The sequence below is a fragment of the Rhizobium sp. 2YAF20 genome (assembly GCF_052114685.1).
In the GTDB taxonomy this organism is placed as follows: domain Bacteria; phylum Pseudomonadota; class Alphaproteobacteria; order Rhizobiales; family Rhizobiaceae; genus Rhizobium.
Genome location: NZ_JBFRFF010000003.1, coordinates 181333 through 197525 on the forward strand (window position 1 = coordinate 181333; position 16193 = coordinate 197525).

Consider the following 16193-nt stretch of genomic DNA (forward strand, 5'->3'; position numbering starts at 1 on the left):
CCCCCCGTGACATCTCCTCTCGTCGTATTCGATCTCGATGGCACGCTGATCGACACCGCCCCCGATCTGGTCGCAAGCCTCAACCACACGATCGCAGCCCTCGATCTTGCTCCGGTCAGCTATGAAGACCTGACGCATCTCGTCGGCCATGGGGCACAGGCGATGATCGAGAGTGCCTGCAAATTGCGCGGCTATCCGCTGAAGCCGGAAGCGCTGCCGCCGCTGCTCGAGCGCCTCATCGCCTTCTACACCGCCACTATGCCTGGCGACAGCAAGCCCTTTCCCGGCGTCATCGCTGCGATGGACGGGATGAAGGCCAAGGGCTATCGTCTGGCAGTCTGCACCAACAAGATGGAATCGCTGGCGTTGGTGCTGGTCGCCCGCCTGAATCTGACCCATTATTTCGACGCCATCACCGGCGGCGACACCTTCACCGTTCGCAAGCCGGACGCGCAGCATCTCATCGGCACGGTCGAGCGCGCCGGCGGAAAACTCGAACGCACCGTCATGATCGGCGACAGCCTCAACGACATGCTCGTTGCCCGCAACGCCGGCGTCCCGTCGATCGCCGTTCCCTTCGGCTATTCCGACGTCCCCGTCGAAACCCTCGGCCCCAGCCACATCATCGCCCATTTCGACGAACTGACGCCTGATCTTGTCGAAGGGCTGCTTGCAAAAGCCTGATCCACAGACCGCAAGGTCTCAACCCTCCGCCAAACGCCGATCCGGATGGCAGCTGAAATCCTGTCCGGCGATGCCGCGAGCTGGTTAGCGCGTGGAAAGCTGATCAAACCCGCAGAAACTGCGAGGATTTGCTAAAATCGAGGCCGGGGAAGATCTTGGCGGAAAGGTCGCCTGGCCTGATGTCGAATTGGCGTGAGAGCATCGCCGCCGCCACTTCGCGCACGTCTGCCGTCGGCATCAGGTCGCGATTGTCGAGAAGCTGTTCATCCTTCAATCCCGGCCACTTGCCGAGAACCCTGCCGCCGTTGATGGCACCACCGGCCAGCAGACAACAACCACCGGTGCCGTGATCGGTGCCGCCCGAGCCGTTCTGGCGGACGGTCCGCCCGAACTCGGTCATTGCCAACACGACGGTCGTCTCCCACGCAACGGGGCCGAGCGTGTTCTTCAGCGTCACCACCGCCTGGGTCAGGTCGCCGGCCGCCTTCTTGAACTGGTTTGCCTGCTGGACATGGGTATCCCAGCCGTTGATCGAGAAGCTGGCTATGCGATAGTCCCGTAGCAGCATCTTGCCCGCCAGCGTCGCGATGTCGGTAATCTGCTCGCCGCGCTTTGCGCCAGGCGCCATGCCCATCGCGGCCGATTGGTCGGCCCGTGTCGCCTCGTCCATCGCCTTGGCAAAGGCGGGATCGTTGGCATAGAGCCGGGTCAGGAACTGCAACTCGTCCGCCCCTGCCCCGAAGGTCGAATCCGAAGCCCAGACATCAACGATATTCGGGCCCAGCAGGATCAGCTCGGTGGAGGTGTTGATATCGATCGCCTTGCGCGCCGTCGAACGCGGAATGGTCTCAAGCGCCCTGTTGAGCCAGCCGGTCTTCTCCTCGCTGACATGTCCGCCGCCGGATTCCAGCATGTCCTGCCCGTCGAAATGGCTGCGCGCATCGCGATAGGGTGTCGAGACCGCATGGATGAAGGCAAGCTCCTTTGCCTGCCACAGAGGCAAAAGATCGGCCGCTGCCGGATGCAGCCCGAAAAATCCGTCGAGATCGAGCAGCCCCTTATCCGGCGCGATCGCGATATCGGGACGCAATCCGGCAAAGGTGGCGTCGCCATAGGGCTGGACGAGATCGAGCCCATCCATGGCGCCGCGCAGGACGATGGTGACGAAGCGATTGTCGCCAGGCATCGCCGCAAACGTCAGCGGCGTGAAGACGGGAGCCGCCGCCAGACAGCAGGCCGTAGCCAGGAAGCCACGGCGGGAAAGGGAAATGTCCTTGCTCATCATCATGCCACCTCCTAAGGCAATTCCGGGAAAACGCGGTTCTCCAAGAATTGCGTCTAGCGTCTGCTGAATTCGGGAGAGGCCAGAACCAAGGTCAGGCCGGTCATCCTGTTTGGCGCCTGCGAGACGACGCGAATCGTGTCCTCGCGAGCCGCGTCCGAAAGCGTGTCCTTCAGAAACTGTCGCGGATCATATTGCTTGCCGTATCGCCCGATGGCGCGATGCGCCCAGGAAATGCGCTCGGCCAGCGCACTGGCATCGATCCACGCGTCGAAACCTTCCGGAAAGCCGGCGGGGCTCGGCGGCTGCCAGGTCGGCTGGCCCATCCGGCGCAACCCGTAGAGCCCAAGACCGCGCGGCACATAGAAGGTGGCGTCGATCGCAGCCTGCTGCTGCTTTGAGGCGTCGGAGCTCATCGAAGTCGACCCGGCAACGGCTCCGGGTAGCACAGCGGCGGAAGGCGCCGGACCCTGCATGGCGGGAGCGGCTTGCGCTGCCATTGGGCCTTGCGCCGCAGGGGTGGTCGCCGCCATCATCGGGCTTGCATCGCCAGCGTTGAGGGTGGCGGACAAGGGAGCGGGAATGCCGGCTGCCGGATTCTTCTCGAGATTGAGTGCGCGCAATCCGGCCACGACGAAATCGAAGGGCTGGCGGGCCTTGGCGCCCTCGCCGCTCCACGCGGCAGGGTGGTCGAGCATGGTGGCGTAGATCGCCTGGAGATCGCCATCGGTATTCTTCCAGCAATCGGCCATGGCGGCGACCATGTCATCCGGAGCGGCATCGGCGATGAAATGAACGGCGAGCTTGCTGCAGATATGCTGCGCCGTCTTCGGGTTCAGCGCGAGGTCGTTCAAGAGAGACAGATAGTCCTGCTCCGTCCGCCGCTTGCCGCCATAACTGACGCCGAGGACCTGATGGCTGCCGGGCTCGGCGATGCCGGGCCGGAAATCGGCCGTCACCGCCCTCTGGTCGACCGCGATCCCAGTCAGGACCATCGCCGCCGAGCGGACGTCGTTCTGGGAGTAGCCGCTGCCAGCGCCGAGCGTGTGAAGTTCGATCAGCTCGCGGGCAAGGTTCTCGTTCAACCCCTTGTTTCGCTTGATACCGGCCGGCGAATCCGGGCCGAGCGATTCCGACTGGTCGAGATAGATCAGCATGGCCGGATGCAGCATCACCGCGCGCAGCAGATCGGGAAATTTCGCGCCGATATTCGGGCGGATCACCTCTGCCTCGAACAGAGGCACGATCAGGCGCATCGGCTGGTTTTTCTGGGCGCTGACGGAAAAATGGTTGGTCCAGAAGCCCGCCAGCCGCTCATGGAAACCGAAGGGCGAGAACACCGCCTGGGCAATACGCGCATCCACGTCGCACTGGTAGGTCTGGTCCATGACCTTGAAGATCGCGCTCTGTTGCTCCCGCCTGGCATCGTCCGCGCCAGTTCCGGAGCGAATGTCACGCAGGCGGTCGGCGATCTCGCCGATCTGCTGGCGGCGCGCATCGATCCCGCCGATCGGAAACAGCGGCGCAACGCCGGCGCCCGCGCGTATCTGCTCGAGCAGTGCCTGTTTGTCCTTTGGAGCAGCCTCGCCCGCACGGAAGCCGTAGCCGAAACGCAATGCCGCCATCGTCTGAAAGGAAATACTCATCTGACATCACCGCAAGCCGTCCACGAGGATCAGTATGCGAGAGGCTGGCAGCCAATTGTGTCGGGAATGTTTGGAAATTGCGGCTTTTTCCCGACATGGACAACTTGTAATTTGCCCGTCGAAAAACCCTAGTCGTGATCACTCGTCACAGGAGAATGAGCACCAGCAGCGACGCCAGCAGGGCCGGCGTCATGACGACGATACCGAGCTTCAGGAACTGCCAGGCGCCGACATCCTGCTTCTCCCGGCGTAGGGCATTGAGCCAGAGGATGGTCGCCAGCGATCCCGTAACGGACAGATTGGGGCCGAGATCGACGCCGATCAGGATGGCACCGGAAATCTTGTCCGGCGATGCGGCCAGCTGCACGGCGCTGCCCGCCAGAAGCCCGGCCGGCAGGTTGTTTACGAGATTGGACACGAATGCCACCGCAAGCCCGGCAAGGCCAGCCGTTTGCGACGGCAGCGTCTGCGCGCCTTCGGCAAGCGTGTTCGCCAGCATGCGCGTCACGCCGGTCTTGTCGAGTGCCTCGACGATAACGAAGAGGCCGGCAACCAGAGGCAGCACGCTCCAGGAAATGCCGCGCAGCATCTCCACCGGGTTTTCGCGATTGAGCGCGGTGACAAGCATAGCCGTAGCAAAACCGGCAATAAAGGTCGGCAGCCCGAGATCGAGACCGACGGCCGACGCGACGATGAGGACTATGGCGGTGGCGATCAGCCCGGCACCGGCAAGCTTTGCGCCATGCGACAGGTGCGGCTCTTCGACATCGAGCGCGATAGTCTCCGCCTTGAGCACCCGCCGCTGCGTCCAGTAGAGCAGGCAAAACGTCGCGGCGATCGCAACGACGGACGGCAAGGCAAAGGTACCGAGCCAACGCCCCAATGGCGGCATGTGCCCTCCGCCGAAGATAACCAGATTGGCCGGATTGGAGATCGGCAGCACGAAGCTCGCCGCGTTGGCGATGAAGGCGCAGACCAGCAGATAGGGCAACGGCTCCTTGACCTTGGCCGCGCGCGTCGCCGCATAGACCGCTGGCGTCAGCACCACCGCCGTGGCATCGTTGGACAGGAACACCGTCACCACGATGCCGACGACAAAGATCAGGGCGAAGAGACGGGTCGGCGATCCCTTGGCGTGCGAGGTCGCGACCGCAGCCAACCAGTCAAACAACCCCTCCCGCCGCGCCAGCTCCGAAAGCAGCATCATGCCGATGAGAAAGAGATAGACATCGAGCCCCCTGGTGACGCCGGCCCAGGCTTCGTGCAAGCCGATGAGGCCGAGCAGCAGCAGGACCAACGCCCCCAGCATCGCCCAGATTGCCTCGGGCCAGCGAAAAGGCCGCGCCACGACCCCAACCGCGGTCAACCCGGCCACTCCCCACGTCAATGAAATCGCGGTCATCAATCGGTTCTGCGCTTTCTCACAGTCAGGGGCATTGTTGCAGTCCTCGATAACTTGGCAATCGGCGAACATCTAACGCGCTGGCTGCCTGTCGACAAGACTGAACTGCCCGTCGCAACGACACAATAGGATCGACGGAGTCAGCCAGGCGATCACGGCAATAATTGCGCGCAGAGATTGACGCCACCACACGTCGCAATGTTATCTTAGCACGCACTCATGCACCGGGGGATTCGCATGCAGGACGTCACCGGGTTGCCGCGCTATTTCTGGCGGCGAGCCTTTGCCTATATCATCGACACGATAGCTATCGAGCTCGTTTTGACCGTTCTGTTCTATGCTCTGGCGCTTGCCACTCCTTGGAATATAGGCTTCTCGCCTTTCAACAGTATTGCATGCGACCAAGTCGCGACAGGACCGCTCGTTGACAAGGTTGAAGCGCAATGGCCTTTGAAGCCGGGCGAAAAACGCGTCAACCAGATCTGCAGTGTCAGCCACTGGGACGGACATCCTTCCAACGGTTATTTCACGACCACCGTCGTCGCCAAATCAGGTGCAACGACATACACACGTTCGGTATCAACGCAGGTCGACCAGAACGGCAACGCGATCGACGCGACCAGCGGCGTTGAGCTGTCTTCGCTACTGCCGGCTGTGATCTTTCCACTGGCTTTGGCCTTCTTCAGCGCAAACGGCCGACGCACCTTGGGCAAGATGATCATGTCGCTGCGAGTGGCGACCATCGATAGTCGCCTGCCAACCCTTGAGGAAGCGATCTACCGCGAGGTATTGAAATTCCTCCCCTTGATCGGCCTTGCTCTCGTCGTTGTCGTGGTTGTCCTGTTGCAGTCTCCCGTGGTCGCCGACTTCGATCACATGGTCGCCTCCATGCGCGACGGCACTGCCGCACCGCTGGGAGCCAAACCTTGGATTTATGCCAGCATACTCGTCGCCGGCCTTGCCTGGTGGCTGTTTCCTCTCGCCATCTGGCGCGGCCAGACCTTCTACGACAGGGTCAGCGGCTGTAAGGTGTTGAGAACCTGACACAGCGCCGTCTCAGTGGATGGAGATGAGAGCAAAGCGAAATCCTCAATTTTGTTTCCCTTTTGTACTCTTCGCCTCTTCACTTTCTATCGAACGCGCTCCATATTCCGGCCATGGCAAAATCGACGAAGACATCCCCCTCCCGCACTGGTTTCGAGGAAGCGCCGCAGGCGCCGTTTGAGGGTGCGCCCCTTTCGGGCAGCGTGTCCGATTGGGTGAAGCAACTCGAAGCCGAAGCGGAAACCTCGGGGATCGAGACCCAGCGGCAGATAGCTTCCAAGGCCGGCAAGCATCGCAAGAAGGTGGAGATCGCCGCCTCGAAATCCGGGCGTGGAACCTCGATGGGCGGCACGACCGACCCGAAGACGCGAGCCGCCGCCGGGCTCAACCCGGTCTCCGGTATGGACACGTCGCTCGAGAACGCCGGCAATGCCGGAACGGCTGTCACGGCGACCGTCGAAGCGCTGTCGGCGCTGATCGAATCGGGCAATCCGCTGTTCAAGAACGGCAAGCTCTGGACGCCCCATCGCCCTGCCCGCCCCGACAAATCGGAGGGCGGCATTGCGATCCGCATGGTTTCCGACTATGAGCCGGCCGGCGACCAGCCGACGGCCATAAAGGACCTTGTCGAGGGGCTTGAGAACGGCGAACGCAGCCAGGTACTGCTCGGCGTCACCGGTTCGGGCAAGACCTTCACCATGGCCAAGGTGATCGAGGCGACCCAGCGTCCCGCCGTCATCCTTGCGCCAAACAAGACGCTGGCAGCCCAGCTCTATTCCGAATTCAAGAACTTCTTTCCCGACAACGCCGTCGAATATTTCGTCTCCTATTACGACTACTACCAGCCGGAAGCCTATGTGCCGCGCTCAGATACCTTCATCGAGAAGGAGAGCTCGATCAACGAGCAGATCGACCGCATGCGCCACTCGGCGACGCGCTCGCTGCTGGAGCGCGATGACTGCATCATCGTCGCTTCGGTCTCCTGCATCTATGGTATCGGCTCGGTCGAGACCTATACTGCCATGGCCTTCCAGATGACGGTCGGTGACCGGCTGGACCAGCGCCAGCTGCTGGCCGACCTCGTGGCCCAGCAATACAAGCGGCGCGACATGGATTTCCAGCGTGGCTCCTTCCGCGTGCGCGGCGACACGATCGAGCTCTTCCCCGCCCACCTTGAGGACGCGGCCTGGCGCATTTCGATGTTCGGCGACGAGATCGACGCGATCACCGAGTTCGACCCCCTGACCGGCCAGAAGACCGGCGACCTGAAGTCGGTGAAGATCTATGCCAACTCGCACTACGTCACCCCGCGCCCGACCCTAAACGGTGCCATCAAGTCGATCAAGGAGGAGCTGCGGGTCCGCCTGGCCGAGCTGGAAAAAGGGGGCCGGCTGCTGGAAGCGCAGCGCCTGGAGCAGCGCACCCGCTACGATATCGAGATGCTGGAGGCGACCGGCTCCTGTGCCGGCATCGAGAACTATTCGCGCTACCTCACTGGCCGCAATCCCGGCGAGCCGCCGCCGACGCTGTTCGAATACATCCCCGACAATGCGCTGTTGTTCATCGACGAGAGCCACGTCTCCGTCAGCCAGATCGGCGGCATGTATCGTGGCGACTTCCGCCGCAAGGCGACACTGGCCGAATACGGCTTCCGCCTACCCTCATGCATGGACAACAGGCCGTTGCGCTTCGAGGAATGGGACGCAATGCGGCCCGACACCATCGCCGTGTCGGCAACGCCCGCCGCCTGGGAGATGGAGCAAGCCGGCGGCGTCTTTGCCGAACAGGTCATCCGCCCCACCGGCCTAATTGACCCGCCGGTCGAAGTGCGCCCGGCGCGCAGCCAGGTCGACGACGTGCTTGGCGAGATCCGCGAGACCGCCGCGGCCGGCTACCGCACCCTCGTCACGGTGCTCACCAAGCGCATGGCCGAGGACTTGACCGAATATCTCCACGAACAGGGCATCCGTGTTCGCTACATGCACTCCGACATCGACACGCTGGAGCGCATCGAGATCATCCGGGATCTCCGGCTCGGCGCCTTCGACGTGCTCGTCGGCATCAACCTGTTGCGCGAAGGCCTCGACATCCCGGAATGCGGCTTCGTCGCCATCCTCGATGCCGACAAGGAGGGTTTCCTGCGCTCCGAGACCTCGCTCGTCCAGACCATTGGCCGCGCCGCCAGAAACGTCGACGGCAAGGTCATCCTCTATGCCGACACCATCACCGGCTCGATGAAGCGGGCGATGGACGAAACCAGCCGCCGCCGTGAAAAGCAGGTGGCCTTCAACACCGAGCACGGCATTACGCCTGAATCGGTCAAGGCCAGGATCTCCGACATCCTCGACAGCGTCTACGAGCGCGACCATGTCCGCGCCGATATCTCGGGCGTTACCGGCAAGGGCTTTGCCGACGGCGGCCATCTCGTCGGCGGCAATCTGCAGACCCATCTCAACGCGCTGGAAAAACAGATGCGCGACGCAGCCGCCGACCTCGATTTCGAAAAAGCAGCCCGCCTGCGCGACGAGATCAAGCGCCTCAAGGCCGCCGAACTCTCTGTTATGGACGACCCGATGGCCCGCGAGGAAGCCCGGAATGTGGAAGGTGCGGGACGCAAGAAAGCACCGGCAAACGCAATAGGCTCCCTCCCCTTTGTGGGGAGGGTTGGGGAGGGGTCTTCAACTGACAACAACACCCCGCCCGACCCTTCGGGCCACCCTCCCCACAAGGGGGGAGATCAGCCATCGGCCTCCTACTTCGCCAAGCCATCCCTCGACGAGATGGGCCGCGATGTCGTTCAGCCGGGCAAATCGCTGTTCCGCAAGAACGATCTCGACGAAATGACCGTCAGCCGCACCGAAAAGCCCGTCATCGGCAAAGCACCGCCAAAACCACCGGTGGACCCGATCAAAGCGGGCCTGGCAAATGCGGTGGACCCCCTCCCCCTTGTGGGGAGGGTTGGCGAGGGGAATTCACACGACGAACAGACCCGCCCCATCATCCGCGCCAAGCCCGGCGTCGGGTCCTACGAGGACGCGGTGGACGAAAAGCAGAAGAAGAAGCGCACCAAGGGCAAGACCGGGCGGCCGGGGCAGTAACGCCAATCAACCGGCGAAAGCCTCGAGACGATCGGCAGGGGCAGCTACCCGCTCGCCATCCGCAGTGAAAATCGGAGCCCGCCCGCGCCCGTGCTGCCGCGGCGAACGGCCCATGATCCTCTTGAACGCCGTGCTGAAGGCGCTTTCGGATTCGTAGCCAAGGGACAACGCGATGACGGAGACCGGATCGCCGGAATTCGCCAGCCTGTCGCCCGCCAGCAGCATGCGCCAGCGCGTTAGGTAGTCCATGGGCGCCACGCCGACCGTCTCCTTGAACCTCAGTGCGAAGGTCGATCGGGACATGCCGGCGCAGTCCGCCAGCTCCTGTATCGTCCAGCGATGCGCCGGATCGTCGTGCATGGCGTTGATCGCAAGGCTCATCTGTCTGTCGGCCAGGGCGAACAGCCATCCGACGCCGGTGCTCGACCCTTCCGCCAGATGCAGGCGCAGCGCCTGGACCAGGATCATATGGGCGAGATGCTGGACGACCAGAAAGCCGCCCGGCTGCTGCTCGCGCAGTTCTTGCATCATCCGCTCAACGGACCATCTGAGCGCCGCCCGACCTTGCTCATCGCGGATGTGGACGATGGGCGGCAGCATGCGCAGGAGAATACCGGCATGATCGCCCGCAAGGGCGAACCGGCTACTGACAAGGAAAAAATCCCCGCCCCCATTGTAGGAAACGATGGCACCCCTCCGCGAAGGCGAAAAGACCGTGCCGGCATCGACCGGCGCCAGAGCCAGGTCGCTTGCGACGCGGAAAGGCCGCCCGCTCGGCAGCAGAAAGCAATCCCCAGTCTGCAGATGCACCGCATCGGCGACGCCCTCCACGGACAGCCAGCAATGGCCGGAAACCACGGCGCCGCATTTGATGCCTTCCCCCTGGTGCGGAAACTGGATCGACCATTCTCCACCCGCATCAAAGCCGGCGGACAAATAGTTGCGCGGTTTCAGCAGCGATAGAACGTCAGACAGCGGATCCATGGGAATTCCGGACGATGGCGAAGATAATGCGGATTGTAGAGCATAGATCGTATTTCCTCAATCACCTAACTTGATGGCTACAGGCTGCGAATGCGGTCTTGAAATGAGACAGAGGAGACGTCGCGATGCGTGTATTCGTTACCGGTGCCACAGGTTTTGTCGGTTCTGCCATAATTGGTGAACTCATTGGTTCAGGCCATCAGGTGCTCGGCCTAGCCCGCTCTGACACGGCCGCCACGTCGCTTGCCGCCGCCGGCGCTAAGGTGCATCGCGGAAATCTTCAGGACCTGGACATCCTTCGAAGCGGTGCCGCGGCCGCGGATGGCGTCATTCACACTGGCTTCATCCACGACTTTTCCAAATTCAAGGAGAGCTGCGAGATCGATCGGCGCGCCATCGAAGCGCTCGGCGATGCCCTTGCCGGCTCCAATCGGCCCCTGATCGTCACCTCGGGAACCGGGCTTCTGGCGCCGGGTCAGCTTGTGAGCGAAGACACGCCACCCCCTACAGGCTCTGCTGCTATCCCACGCGTTTCAGAACAGGCGGCGGCCTTGCTGGTATCGCGGGGTGTCCGCGCATCGGTGGTGCGCCTGCCGCCATCGGTCCATGGCGACGGCGATCATGGCTTCGTTCCCATCCTCATCGGCCTTGCCCGCGAGAAGGGCATCTCTGCCTACATCGGCGAAGGGCTGAACCTCTGGCCTGCCGTCCACAGGCTCGACGCCGCCCGTCTCTACCGGCTGGTGCTCGAAAAAGGCTCTTCAGGCGCGCGCTACCACGGGATCGCTGAAGAGGGCATTCCCTTCCGCGAGATAGCCGAGGCCATCGGCCGCCGCCTCAACCTGCCGGTCGTCAGCAAGACGCAAGAGGAGGCAGCCGACCATTTCGGCTGGTTCGCCCACTTTGCCGCGATCAACAACCGTGCCTCGAGCGCAAAGACCCGGGAACAGCTGGGATGGGACCCCACGCAGCCCGGCCTTGTTCCCGATCTCGACCGGCCTGGCTATTTCGAATAGCCGGACAGACCGACCTCATGACTACCACCGCCCGCAGCGCGTCCAGTCGACCGCTGCGGGCGGACGTCTTCATTCGTCCTCTCCCGGATAACCAAATCATTCAACCAAACGGTTGACTCTCAAAAATCGCACGCCTATATTCAACCACATGGTTGAATTACAAATGCCCCAACTCGACACCGTTTTCCACGCCCTCGGCGACGCGACGCGCCGGCAGATGCTTCGCGAGCTTGCCGATGGCGAGCGGACGGTCGGCCAGCTTGCCGAGCCCTTCGCGATCTCGCTTGCCGCTGCCTCGAAGCATATCAAGGCGCTGGAGAATGCCGGCCTGATCCGTCGCGAGGTACGCGGCCGCGTCCATATGTGCCACCTCGACCCCGGGCCGCTCGCCAGCGCGCAAAGCTGGCTGAACTACTACGAACGCTTCTGGACCGACCGCCTGGATATGCTGGAACGGCTGCTGCGCGAGGATGACGCGCGAAAGGCGGCCACCCCCACAGAGCCACCCAAGGAACTACCTAAGCCAAAAGGAGACGATCGATGACCAAACTTGCGACTCTGGACGCCTATGGCGTGCTGACCGAGCCCACCACCTTGAAGATCCAACGCATGTTGCCTGGCCCGATCGAGCGCGTCTGGGCCTTTCTGACCGAGGGCGAATTGCGCCGCCAGTGGCTGGCATCAGGGCATATGGAAATGAAGGTCGGCGCGCCTTTCGAGTTCGTCTGGCGCAACGATGAGCTCAGCAACCCGCCCGGTAAGCGGCCGGAAGGTTTCCCCGAGGAGCACAGCATGCAGAGCCACATCACCGAGCTCGATCCGCCGCGCAAGCTCTCCATCGCCTGGAGCAACAGCGGCGACGTTTCCTTCGAACTCGACCCGAAGGGCGAAAAGGTGCTGCTCACCGTGATCCATCGCCGCCTGCCTGACCGCAAGACCCTGCTAAACGTCAGCGGCGGCTGGCATATGCACCTCGACATTCTGGAAGCGCGCGTGTCCGGCAAGGAGCCCGCGGCGGCATTCTGGGACGGCTGGAAGCGCCTGCGCGACGAATACGACAAGCGCATCCCGGCCTGACGGAACCAGATTTAACCCGAACGCCACTCTGTGACTGACGCCGAGAGGCATCACGGTCACGCATTGATGGAGAATGGTCCAAGAACCGAAGGACGGCAAAAGCAATCTGTCCGGCGGAAAGAAGGACTTTGCCGATCGGCACGATTGTCGGTCAAAACATAACCGAACCCAAGGAAAAGGCCGCCAAATGGTGGTGTTCTGCCCCTTGCGTTCTTTCATTGGAGGCAAACATGCGCAAATTGATTGCGGGGATGAAGATTTCCCTCGACGGCAAGATGGAAGGACCCGAGGGCATGGCCGACTGGGTGGAAGCCTGGTCGGACGACTACGGTGTGATGCCGCAGATCGACGCATGCCTGCTCGGAGGCGGCATGTATCCCGGCTATGAGAACTACTGGACCGGCATCCGGAATGAGCCGGAAACGCCGGCCTGGATCACCGGCGACCCGCCGACGCCAGCCGAGCGCGAATGGGCCCGCTTCACCCTCGAGACCCCGCATTACGTCCTGTCGAACACGCTGACTTCGACGCTATGGCCAAACACCTGCTTCATCCGCCAACTCGAAGACATCTCAGCCCTTAAGCAGCTACCCGGCAAGGACATCTACCTCGTCGGAGGCGCGAGAACCACGGCAAGCCTCATCGACGCCGGCCTGGTCAACGAGCTCCGCCTCATCGTCTACCCGCTAATGGCAGGCGAAGGAAAGGCGCTCTTCGCAACGACGCAACATCGCCATGGGCTGGAGCTGAGGCAGGTCCAGCAGCTCGCGAATGGGCGCTTGAGCCTCCTCTACGGGATCGCCTGACCAGGCAGAATCTCGGCGCATAATCCAAAACAAGGAAGAAAGCCATGACCAACCACGACTTCAGCACCACCTTCACGGTGGACCAGAGCCCCGAAACCGTCTTTGCTGCCATCAACAATGTTCGCGGATGGTGGTCGGAAAACATCAAGGGAAGCACCGACACGCTCGGCGAGGCATATGACTACGGCTTCAGGGATATCCACCGGTGCAAGATCAAAGTGACGGCACTCGTCCCCGGCAAAAGGGTCGCCTGGCGCGTTCTGGAAAACCATTTCAACTTCACTGAAGACGAGACGGAATGGACGAACACGGAGATTTTCTTCGATATCTCTAGAAATGGCGACAAGACAGAGGTCCGCTTCACCCACCAGGGTCTGGTTCCCGAATATGAGTGCTACGACATCTGCAGGGACGGATGGGGCACCTATATCAACGGCAGTTTGAAGAGCCTGATTGCCACGGGCAAAGGCACTCCCAATGTAGGCGAGGCCCTCACCGGCAGCGAACAGGTGCTGGTGCGGTAGATCCGGGCCGCTCTTTGGAACTCGTCCCACCGCTTAGTAGAGCCGGTGGGACAAAGAGATAGCCGCCTTGGTGAGGCTATAGATCAAGGAAAACGTTTGGGCAGTTAGGGACAACGGTCTTTGGCATATGCTGCCGAATTGCGGGCGTCTGGGTGCATCTCCAACGGCAGCGTTGCGCCCCAACTGCGGACCTACGCGCTTGGTTATCTCTTTGCTACTGAGCTGCTACGATTTGATTATTGGAGGCTGTTTCCTGCTACCGTCAAGCGCTGTCTCCTCGGGCCAATAGATGCGCATGAATATGGTGAACGCGCTTTGGGCGCCGGTAGCCAATTGGGCTCTTTTTCGTTGCCGGGAGACTCGTTCTGGATGCATCCGCCGCTTTGGTTGCTACGGGAAGGAAAGCCGCGAGCCCTGCCGACAGGAACAGGCCCTTTGTAAAATCACGCTTCGAGATATCCATGGCCAATTACTCCTCACCATCGACCGATGGTGCGACCATGCGCCGAGCCGGAAAGAGTGCAAGTATGTTGCCGTATGCTACGGGGTGATACGTCGATGACGTCTGCGTGTTGATCCAGAAAGGCCGCAATGGCCCAAAACCCGCCACCGGTGGCATTTGTTACCGAATTCCGCGTTCCCCCTACTCTGCAGCCTCGCCCCTCACCTCGACGAACTCAACCTCATAGGAATAGCCCTCCAGCATCGCATAGGCGTGCTCGATCGTCTCGATCTGGCCTTCCGCCTTGCGGATGGCCTCGGCGATCGATTGGCTGCGGGTGCGCAGCATGGCGCCGAGAATATCGGCTTGCGGGCGGCGGCCGAGGCGGTCGAGATGCTTGCGGACGCGGGAGCGGTGGCGTTCCAGCTCGAGGATGTGGAAGCGGCTCTTGACGATGTCGTCAGAGAGCTTGCGCCGCATCGCCGCCACCGGATCGAAGCTGCCGGGTTCGCGCTCGTCGAGGATGAAATCGTTGATCAGCGTTTCCAAAACCACGACGCCTTCGAGGTCGCGGACATCGGCAAGCTGCGGGTCGTAGCCGGTATCGTCGTAGACCTTGCGGCGAACTGGGTCCTTCAAAAGGTCGTAGCAGGCCTGCAGCCGGCCGAACTGTTCGGCATCACCGCCGCTATCGGGATGGGCGCTCTTGGCAATCGTCCGATAGGCCGTCTTGACGGCCTCGCCATCGGCATCGCGTTCAATTCCAAGCATCGCATAGGGATTGATCACACCGTCACCTGTCTTTCCGCACTCGACCGCACCACCGCTCCTGACCTAAAGGCTTGACTTCCCTTCAGCAAGCGATATCCGCCCGCTGACACCGCCATATTCGGCCGCAGTCACGACAAAATTGTGGAGCGGCATGGATTTGCCGAACGCGATCCCCAGCATTCGACGACGCCAAAAGGCCGGACAGAAATGCTGCGAACGGCCTGCAGCCTAAGGCACCCCGACGGCCGGCACCAGCCCGTGCCGCAGCATCACCGCCTTCATCGCAGCCGGATCGGGCGGCCCGCCGGTGAGAAGAACCGCAATCTCGCGGAAATAGCCCGGTCCGAGCACACCGGGGGTCAGCACGCAAAGACAAGTCGTCGGCGCCTCGGTCTCGTTGCTGAAATGGTGGACGACGCCGCGCCGGATAAAGGCCGATTGTCCGGGGCCGATCGCAACGTCCCTGCCGTCGATATGAAAGAGGATCGTGCCGGAAAGACCGCAGATCGTCTCGTCCCAGGTATCGTGGTAGTGCGGGATCGGCACTTTTGCTTTCGGCTGAACGGTCATTTTGAAAATATCGAGGCTGCCGCCCGTCTCGTCCTTGCTCTGAAGGAATTCCAGCTCTATCCCGCCAAGCCTGATTGTCTCCATCCGGTGACCTCTCTTTTTGCGTTGGCTGGGCCTGTCGCCCGTGGTCGCCTGTTCCATGACATAGATTGCTCCAACCCGGCCCCACCGGCAATGACCAATACGGATCGGGTCGAACCACGCGGGTCGGTCACGGGGCTAGAAAGCCGGATCGCGGCGAAGTTGCACCTTTGCCCGACCTCGAGCCGCGCCTTCTGTTGTCTTGACAATGTCCAAAATCGGGAAATTTGCTTGAACATAATCGCGATTCCTTTAGTCAAACCCTTGATTTCAAGGGGGTAAGCGTCGCTTTCCGGAACGCTTATAAATAATGCCACTTGCTTTTTTGCATAAATACTGGCACGAAATAATTCTCGGGCATTTACTTGCCGGTGACTGGACTGATGTGGCAAAGCCTGCGTAGACGTTCTTTCCCCGTACGTGACTTCTCGACCGGCCCGAGCATTTAGCAGAGGCAAAAGCCGTCCGGGCACCGACCCCCGGGCATATCTGGACTACAGGGAAAAGGACTATCCCATGGCTACCAAGGGCACCGTAAAATTCTTCAACCAGGACAAGGGTTTTGGTTTCATCACGCCGGATGGCGGCGCTAAGGACGTTTTCGTTCACATCTCTGCGCTCCAGGCTTCTGGCATCCAGTCTCTCCGCGAAGGCCAGCAGGTTACCTTCGACACCGAGCCGGATCGCATGGGCAAAGGCCCGAAGGCTGTCAACATCCAGGCTTGATCCAACCGATCATCCTTGACGCAGGTTTTCGAAACGGCGT

Annotated in this window: 15 protein-coding genes; 9 read left to right on the forward strand and 6 right to left on the reverse strand. The window is 61.7% G+C overall.

The window, feature by feature from the left end; all coding sequences use genetic code 11:
* The first annotated feature begins 6 nt into the window (after nucleotides 1-6).
* Complete coding sequence (locus AB4Z52_RS06885) at nucleotides 7-684, forward strand: HAD family hydrolase (protein WP_442217162.1); 678 nt, start codon at nucleotides 7-9, stop codon at nucleotides 682-684.
* 103 nt (nucleotides 685-787) lie between these two features.
* Here the strand turns inward: AB4Z52_RS06885 and AB4Z52_RS06890 are convergent, their stop codons facing one another.
* From AB4Z52_RS06890 to AB4Z52_RS06900, 3 genes are all read right to left on the reverse strand, one after another.
* Nucleotides 788-1972, reverse strand: coding sequence for a DUF1501 domain-containing protein (locus AB4Z52_RS06890; protein WP_442217163.1), 1185 nt, complete (start codon nucleotides 1970-1972; stop codon nucleotides 788-790).
* A gap of 50 nt (nucleotides 1973-2022) precedes the next feature.
* The gene (locus tag AB4Z52_RS06895; protein WP_442217164.1) at nucleotides 2023-3612 is read right to left on the reverse strand and encodes a DUF1800 domain-containing protein; all 1590 of its coding nucleotides are present in this window, start codon (nucleotides 3610-3612) and stop codon (nucleotides 2023-2025) included.
* A 145-nt stretch (nucleotides 3613-3757) separates the two neighbouring features.
* Nucleotides 3758-5014 carry an arsenic transporter gene (locus AB4Z52_RS06900; protein ID WP_442217165.1) on the reverse strand — a complete coding sequence of 419 codons (1257 nt, stop codon included), beginning with the start codon at nucleotides 5012-5014 and terminating at the stop codon, nucleotides 3758-3760.
* 237 nt (nucleotides 5015-5251) lie between these two features.
* Here AB4Z52_RS06900 and AB4Z52_RS06905 point away from each other — a divergent pair, with 237 nt between their 5' ends.
* Both AB4Z52_RS06905 and uvrB read left to right on the forward strand, forming a co-directional pair.
* A complete protein-coding gene (locus AB4Z52_RS06905) occupies nucleotides 5252-6058 on the forward strand; it encodes an RDD family protein (RefSeq protein WP_442217166.1) in 807 nt (268 codons plus the stop codon).
* Between the two features lie 113 nt (nucleotides 6059-6171).
* Nucleotides 6172-9156: an excinuclease ABC subunit UvrB gene (gene uvrB / locus AB4Z52_RS06910; protein WP_442217167.1), complete on the forward strand. Its 2985-nt coding sequence runs from the start codon at nucleotides 6172-6174 to the stop codon at nucleotides 9154-9156.
* A 6-nt stretch (nucleotides 9157-9162) separates the two neighbouring features.
* Here uvrB and AB4Z52_RS06915 read toward each other — a convergent pair whose 3' ends face one another.
* Nucleotides 9163-10140: an AraC family transcriptional regulator gene (locus tag AB4Z52_RS06915; RefSeq protein ID WP_442217168.1), complete on the reverse strand. Its 978-nt coding sequence runs from the start codon at nucleotides 10138-10140 to the stop codon at nucleotides 9163-9165.
* Nucleotides 10141-10265: 125 nt separating this feature from the next.
* Here AB4Z52_RS06915 and AB4Z52_RS06920 point away from each other — a divergent pair, with 125 nt between their 5' ends.
* The 5 genes from AB4Z52_RS06920 to AB4Z52_RS06940 all read left to right on the forward strand — a co-directional run bounded on the left by AB4Z52_RS06920 (nucleotide 10266) and on the right by AB4Z52_RS06940 (nucleotide 13563).
* Nucleotides 10266-11156: an SDR family oxidoreductase gene (locus AB4Z52_RS06920; RefSeq protein ID WP_442217169.1), complete on the forward strand. Its 891-nt coding sequence runs from the start codon at nucleotides 10266-10268 to the stop codon at nucleotides 11154-11156.
* A gap of 148 nt (nucleotides 11157-11304) precedes the next feature.
* Nucleotides 11305-11700, forward strand: a complete 396-nt coding sequence (locus AB4Z52_RS06925; RefSeq protein ID WP_442217170.1) for an ArsR/SmtB family transcription factor — start codon at nucleotides 11305-11307, stop codon at nucleotides 11698-11700.
* Complete coding sequence (locus tag AB4Z52_RS06930) at nucleotides 11697-12233, forward strand: SRPBCC family protein (protein ID WP_442217171.1); 537 nt, start codon at nucleotides 11697-11699, stop codon at nucleotides 12231-12233. The genes AB4Z52_RS06925 and AB4Z52_RS06930 overlap by 4 nt, the downstream gene beginning before the upstream one ends.
* A 230-nt stretch (nucleotides 12234-12463) precedes the next feature.
* Nucleotides 12464-13039, forward strand: a complete 576-nt coding sequence (locus tag AB4Z52_RS06935; protein WP_442217172.1) for a dihydrofolate reductase family protein — start codon at nucleotides 12464-12466, stop codon at nucleotides 13037-13039.
* A gap of 44 nt (nucleotides 13040-13083) precedes the next feature.
* Nucleotides 13084-13563, forward strand: coding sequence for an SRPBCC family protein (locus AB4Z52_RS06940; RefSeq protein WP_442217173.1), 480 nt, complete (start codon nucleotides 13084-13086; stop codon nucleotides 13561-13563).
* 643 nt (nucleotides 13564-14206) lie between these two features.
* Here AB4Z52_RS06940 and AB4Z52_RS06945 read toward each other — a convergent pair.
* Nucleotides 14207-14776, reverse strand: a complete 570-nt coding sequence (locus AB4Z52_RS06945; protein ID WP_442217292.1) for a J domain-containing protein — start codon at nucleotides 14774-14776, stop codon at nucleotides 14207-14209.
* 228 nt (nucleotides 14777-15004) lie between these two features.
* Nucleotides 15005-15430: a cupin domain-containing protein gene (locus AB4Z52_RS06950; protein ID WP_442217174.1), complete on the reverse strand. Its 426-nt coding sequence runs from the start codon at nucleotides 15428-15430 to the stop codon at nucleotides 15005-15007.
* Nucleotides 15431-15943: 513 nt separating this feature from the next.
* On the opposite strand from AB4Z52_RS06950, the gene AB4Z52_RS06955 reads away from it, so the two are divergent.
* Nucleotides 15944-16153 (forward strand): cold-shock protein, encoded by a 210-nt coding sequence (locus AB4Z52_RS06955; RefSeq protein ID WP_111161225.1) that lies wholly within the window; start codon nucleotides 15944-15946, stop codon nucleotides 16151-16153.
* The last annotated feature ends 40 nt before the right edge of the window (nucleotides 16154-16193 follow it).